General features: G+C 63.2%; 5 protein-coding genes. 1 reads left to right on the top strand and 4 read right to left on the bottom strand.

Annotation, left to right across the window (positions count from 1 at the left end; translation table 11 throughout):
- The 3 genes from FV222_RS16190 to FV222_RS16180 all read right to left on the bottom strand — a co-directional run.
- The coding region (locus FV222_RS16190) for a chemotaxis protein CheB (protein WP_281406888.1) at positions 1-259 on the bottom strand (259 nt) is incomplete at its 3' end.
- 35 nt (positions 260-294) lie between these two features.
- Positions 295-546, bottom strand: coding sequence for a hypothetical protein (locus tag FV222_RS16185; RefSeq protein WP_147815098.1), 252 nt, complete (start codon positions 544-546; stop codon positions 295-297).
- Between the two features lie 924 nt (positions 547-1,470).
- The gene (locus FV222_RS16180; protein ID WP_147815096.1) at positions 1,471-2,946 is read right to left on the bottom strand and encodes a protein adenylyltransferase SelO; all 1,476 of its coding nucleotides are present in this window, start codon (positions 2,944-2,946) and stop codon (positions 1,471-1,473) included.
- A gap of 669 nt (positions 2,947-3,615) precedes the next feature.
- Here FV222_RS16180 and FV222_RS16175 point away from each other — a divergent pair.
- Entirely contained in the window at positions 3,616-4,656 is a 1,041-nt protein-coding gene (locus FV222_RS16175; protein ID WP_147815094.1) for a methyl-accepting chemotaxis protein, read from the top strand.
- 70 nt (positions 4,657-4,726) lie between these two features.
- Here the strand turns inward: FV222_RS16175 and FV222_RS16170 are convergent, their stop codons facing one another.
- Positions 4,727-5,131 (bottom strand): MucR family transcriptional regulator, encoded by a 405-nt coding sequence (locus FV222_RS16170; RefSeq protein ID WP_147815100.1) that lies wholly within the window; start codon positions 5,129-5,131, stop codon positions 4,727-4,729.
- Between the last annotated feature and the right edge of the window lie 265 nt (positions 5,132-5,396).

The following is a 5,396-nucleotide window of genomic DNA, read 5'->3' as shown; positions in this document are numbered from 1 at the left end:
CGTCGGCGGCAGCATCGACCTCAAGCGGCGTGAAGCGGGCCAGCACGTCCGGGAGCAGGCTTTTGTGCTCTCGACTGAGATGCGTGACGATGACGAAGGCGGCCCCGAGCGTCTCCGGCACTCCACGGAAGAAGCCCTGCATCGCTTCGATGCCGCCTGCGGACGCGCCGATGCCGACGATCGGGAAGTGGTCCTGGTCCATCACCGCGTTCTCAACCTTCGGATCGATACTGCGCCGTTCGTTGGGGCCCAGCATCATGCGTTCTTGCCCGATGTCGAGGACGGCCGTGCGGATCAGACGTCTTGCGTGGCCTCCTGCACCACGTAGGCGAGGCAGCGGGCCCGAGCCTCAGGGCTCTTCAGCCGCACAAACAGACGCAGCAAAGCTACTACTTCGGGGAGATGATCCAGACCCGCCACGGCATTTTCGATGTCCGATGTCTTAGCCGGGTCGGCCGTCATGAAGGCCGCGGTCGGAACACCCAGCGACCGGGCGATGCGATCTAAGGCACCGAGGCGGTCCTGCGGATCGTCACCGTTCGCCATAACTTTCCGCCGTTTCCTAAGCCGCGTCGATCAATGCACGGCGATCCCGACCGCCCGTGGTCCCATCGCGCCAGCGATGCGACGCCCGACATGATGGAGAACCCGGCCGAGGAGCAAGCGAGTCTGGGTATCGGGGTCGTCTTCCGAGGCCTCGTAGGCGTCAATGAGAGACGTCACCAATTGGTTCGATGGGCCAGGGTCCTCGACCTTGCGGCTTTGTGACGGCCCTGCAGCGGTCTGCTCGCGGGACCGCCGGACGAGATCTCGCGAGGCCTGGAGAGTCCGCCGCGTCTCTTCGGCCGCTGCGCGCAACTCACGAGCAACCTCCAGGCACCGATCTGTTTGTAGGCGGTCCATCAGGAGCGCTCCGGTTTCCGTCGCATGCCCGCACGTAGGTAACTTCTAAGCGAACGCTACGATCCTGCACACAATGCCTAGGTGTAGCAAACCGGAGGTCGAGTTCGATGGCGATCGGAAGGGTCGAACGTCAACCTTCACCACAAGTCGGCTTTTCGCAGGAAGCGAGCGGGTGCAAGTACACGCGCTGAGTTCCCGGGTCCTCATTCGATGACCTAGCGAGAAACGGACCTTCGGACCTTCCGTAATGGGTCTGGAGCAGCATTACAGACGATGTCCGCTTCGATGGATCGCCGCCCCAAAAGCGGACCGACAGAAATCCACCCAACCCGGTCGTAGAGCGGCCGGACGGGTCCCGACCCGACACGGTCGTTCAGGCTTTCAACCCCGAATCCCTGAAGCGGACATTCAAGCTCGATCAAGCGGACACATGGCGCGTGGGTAGCGGCGCCGCAGCTCGCCACGGTTTACCTTGGGCAATAGCGCCCGCCGGGCTTCAACCGGAGGTGGTTTCCGAATCACAGGCCCGGGTGATGATCGTGGGATGATTCAGAGGCCGGCGGACGTTCAGGTGCCGCAGAACGTGCGGTAGCCCACCCCGCCACCCACCGGTGCCTCGGCGTAGCGGGCGTTGGTGGGCTGGTCATCGTAGGGACGCGACAGCACCGCCAACATGTCCTCGAACGGGCCGAAATCGCCTTGCTCGACCGCCGCCGCGATCATCGCCTCGACGTGGTGGTTGCGCGGGATGAACGCCGGGTTGACCGCGCGCATCGCCGCCGCCGTCGCTGCGGGGTTCCGTCCCTCGTTGGCCAGTCGCTCCCGCCAGCGCACGACCCAGGCGTCGAACTCAGTGGGGTCGACGAACAGGTCGCGCACCCCGGCGTCCGCATCCGGCCGCTCGGCCGCGTCGCACAGGCGGCGGAAGGTCAGAGTGAAGTCCGCTTGGTTTTCCGCCATCCGCGCCAGAGGGTCGTCCGCGAGCGCGGCATCGCCGGCTCTCTCTCCGGACAGCCCGAGCTTCTTCGCGAGACCGCCGCGATAGGCTGCCTCGAAGCGCGGACTGAAGCCGGCGAGCGTCGTCTCGGCGGCCTCGACCGACGCCGCCTCGTCCTCGGCCAACAGCGGCAGCAAGGTCTCGGCCAGGCGGGTCAGGTTCCACAAGGCGATGCCCGGCTGCTGGCCGTAGGCGTAGCGCCCGTGCGCGTCGATCGAGCTGAAGCGTGTGCGCGGGTCGTAGGCGTCGAGGAAGGCGCAGGGGCCGTAGTCGATCGTCTCGCCGGCCACCGACATGTTGTCGGTGTTCATCACCCCGTGGACGAAGCCCACGAGGAGCCAGGACGCTACGAGGTCGGCCTGGCGGGCGACGACACCTGCGAGCAGCGCCCGGTAGGGATGCTCCGCGGATGATTTCTCGGGATAGTGCCGGGCGAGGACGTGGTCGGCGAGCGCCCGCACCGCCTCGGTGTCACCCCGGGCGGCGAAGTACTGGAAGCTGCCGACCCGGATGTGGCTGGCCGCAACCCGGGCAAGCACCGCGCCGGGCAACTGGGTCTCGCGCAGGACGGGCTCGCCGGTAACCACCGCAGCCAACGCCCGAGTGGTGGGGATGCCGAGCGCGACCATGGCCTCACTGACGAGGTACTCGCGCAGTACCGGTCCGAGCGCCGCCCGGCCGTCGCCGCGGCGGGAGAACGGGGTCGGGCCCGCGCCCTTAAGCTGGATGTCGTGGCGGCGGCCGTCACGGTCGACGACCTCGCCGAGCAGGACGGCGCGCCCGTCGCCGAGCTGCGGCACGAAGTTGCCGAACTGATGCCCGGCGTAAGCCGTTGCGATCGGATCGGCGCCTTCCGGGACGGTGTTTCCAGCGAGCATCTCCACCCCGGCGGGGCCAGCGACCCAAACCCCGTCGATGCCAAGAATCGCCGCCAGGTCGCCATTCAGGCGGATGAGGCGCGGGGCCGCGACGGGTGTCGGGGCGCGGCGGGCGAAAAAGCGGTCCGGCAAGCGGACGTAGCTGTTGTCGAAAGGGATCGCAGTCATGATCAGGAGCTATGAGCGATCGCGCTGGCGGACAAGTGTATCCCGGGGACCACTGGGTTACGGTTCTCGAGAAGGCGCGTGTTCGCGCCGCGGTGTCTGCTGCCAGAACGATGCTGGCGTAGTTCGAGCGACAACTATAGACGAGAATCGCCCAATTCTTGCTTCCTAGCAAATGTCTGCTTCTTCTGTTTCCCTTGCCCAGACCTAACAGGTAGCAAGCCACCCTTCTCGGATATCGTCAGACAAAGTCAGGCGTACAAAATACAGTCGTTTTCCGTTCAGCGCTGATTGCCGCTCACAGATGCAGTTAGGGCGCGCTATGATGGCAAGCCCTTCCTCACTCTTGGAAAACAGCGTTCGATCAGGCGGCGAAGTATCTCTTGTTGACCTGATCGGTCTCGATACTTCACATCTCGGTCCTGTGCAGGGTCTCGACGATCTAAAAGCGGCACGCGACACGCTCGTTCCATCAGACGGATGGGAAGGGATCTGAGCTTGAAGGAGATGAAATGTTGAGCGTATATGGCCAGATCTTGCACCAATTTTGAGCGATTTCCAAGTCGAATAACGATCTATACGATTTATTAGCAATGTAGATCCATGCATTAGTAGATTGATAGATGGCTCGATAAAAGGCCGCCTGTAAGTAAGTTGTGCTGGAATTGATTGATGAGCAATCTATCCCTGTCCGCGGTCGTTGGTACCTCTGCTCGGAATCTTAAGAACAGTGCTTCATCCGACCTCACATCGATCCAATCTATAACCGGGCGCATGAAGCTTCTTGCGCTCAATGCGCTCATCGAAGCTGCTCACGCCGGTGAGAAAGGTGCCGGATTTTCTGTCGTCGCACAGGAGGTGCGTGCTGTATCTTCCGAAATAGAGCAACTGGCATCGTCTCTTGGGCTTAGCCTCAGCACCGGCATTGAGCATCTGACGCAGGCTGTCGATCGTCTTGCGAACGAAGCGCGGGCCACCCGTTGTGTGGATCTTGCCCTGAACGCAGTCGAGCTGATCGACCGCAATCTCTACGAGCGGACCTGCGACGTACGATGGTGGGCGACCGACGCGGCCGTCATCGCATGTGCGAACGAGCCAAGTGCTGCCGCCGTCGCCTACGCGAGCGAGCGCCTTGGCGTCATCCTGTCCGCCTACACGGTCTATCTCGACCTTTGGCTCTGCGACACCGAGGGGCGTGTTCTCGCCAATGGCCGTCCCGACACGTATCCCAAGGTGGTGGGATCGCATGTCGGCAACGAGCCCTGGTTCCGTGACGCTCTCACCCTGCGCAGCGGTGATGATTTCAGAGCGGCGGATGTCCGTACCGAACGACAGCTCGACGGAGCACAGGTCGCAACGTATTGCGCCAGCGTGCGCTCTGCGCACGGTGCGGAGGGGCGACCGCAAGGCATTTTGGCAATCCACTTCGATTGGCAGCCGCAGGCCCGTGCCATCGTTGAGGGCGTGCGGCTAGGACATAGCGAGCGAGATCGCACCCGGGTGATGCTGCTCGATGCCAAAGACCGCGTGATCGCCTGCTCAAAGGGCCAAGGGGTTCTGAGTGAGGTGTATCGGCTTCGCACCGAAGGCCAACAACATGGTCATTATCTGAACGATCGTGGGCGGCTCGTCGCCTTCCATGAAACTCCGGGCTACGAAACCTATCGCGGCCTTGGTTGGCGTGGTGTGATCGAGCAACAAGCAGAGGGATAAGGCAGCGACAGAGCTGAAAGCTGCCCCCTCGAAGCCCGCCGCTGGATCGCGGCCGGCTCCTACGGCGTGCTCAGGCAGCCATACGACCCGGCCGACCCAAACCGATGTTCTTGGCAAGGGCCGAGCGAGCCGCTGAGTACGAGGCTGCTGTCGTCGGATAATCGTCTGGCAGGCCAAACTTCGTCCGGTAGCTGCGCGGGTTTAGCCCGTGCTTCGTGAGGTGGCGCTTCAACGTCTTGTAGGCCTTGCCGTCGATGAAGCTGACGAGACCGTCAGGGCGGATCGATTTGCGGATCTGCGCCGCGGTCGGCTTCTCGATCTCTTCGGCCGGGGCGCTGGCACCGCCGGCGGCTGTCCCACCCATGATGCCGTTAAGGGCCGCATGGACGGTGCCGATCAGGACAGGAAGCTCAGTTGCCGGTACGCGGTTGTTCGAAACGTAAGCCGCTACCAGTTCGCTGGCCATTGCAAGCATATCGGGGTTCAACCCCAGGTTATCTTTGGTCACTTCGTTCGTCCCGTGTGTACGCTACCGGCATGAGATCTACCGATCTCGGACCCAGATCAAGGCGCGGCTCACGCAAGATCGCGCGAGCCTGCCGTGACCTGTACGGTAAGCGCTCGGTGGAGGCTCGGCGTTGTATTTCGGTCGCGTCGTCTTCCTGAAGGCCGGCTGACCGAGGGGATGACCGTGCGCCGATCTGGATGTTTTGCGGTGACGAGATGCTTTTCTAGCCCGA

The organism is Methylobacterium sp. WL103 (assembly GCF_008039885.1).
GTDB lineage: Bacteria > Pseudomonadota > Alphaproteobacteria > Rhizobiales > Beijerinckiaceae > Methylobacterium > Methylobacterium cerastii.
This window is presented reverse-complemented; position numbering and strand designations above follow the sequence as displayed.

Excerpts from the sequence above, each read along its gene's own strand:
- FV222_RS16180 (WP_147815096.1), bottom strand. The coding sequence starts at position 2,946 with ATGACTGCGATCCCTTTCGACAACAGCTACGTCCGCTTGCCGGACCGC.
- FV222_RS16175 (WP_147815094.1), top strand. The coding sequence starts at position 3,616 with ATGAGCAATCTATCCCTGTCCGCGGTCGTTGGTACCTCTGCTCGGAAT.
- FV222_RS16170 (WP_147815100.1), bottom strand. The coding sequence starts at position 5,131 with ATGCTTGCAATGGCCAGCGAACTGGTAGCGGCTTACGTTTCGAACAAC.
- FV222_RS16185 (WP_147815098.1), bottom strand. The coding sequence starts at position 546 with ATGGCGAACGGTGACGATCCGCAGGACCGCCTCGGTGCCTTAGATCGC.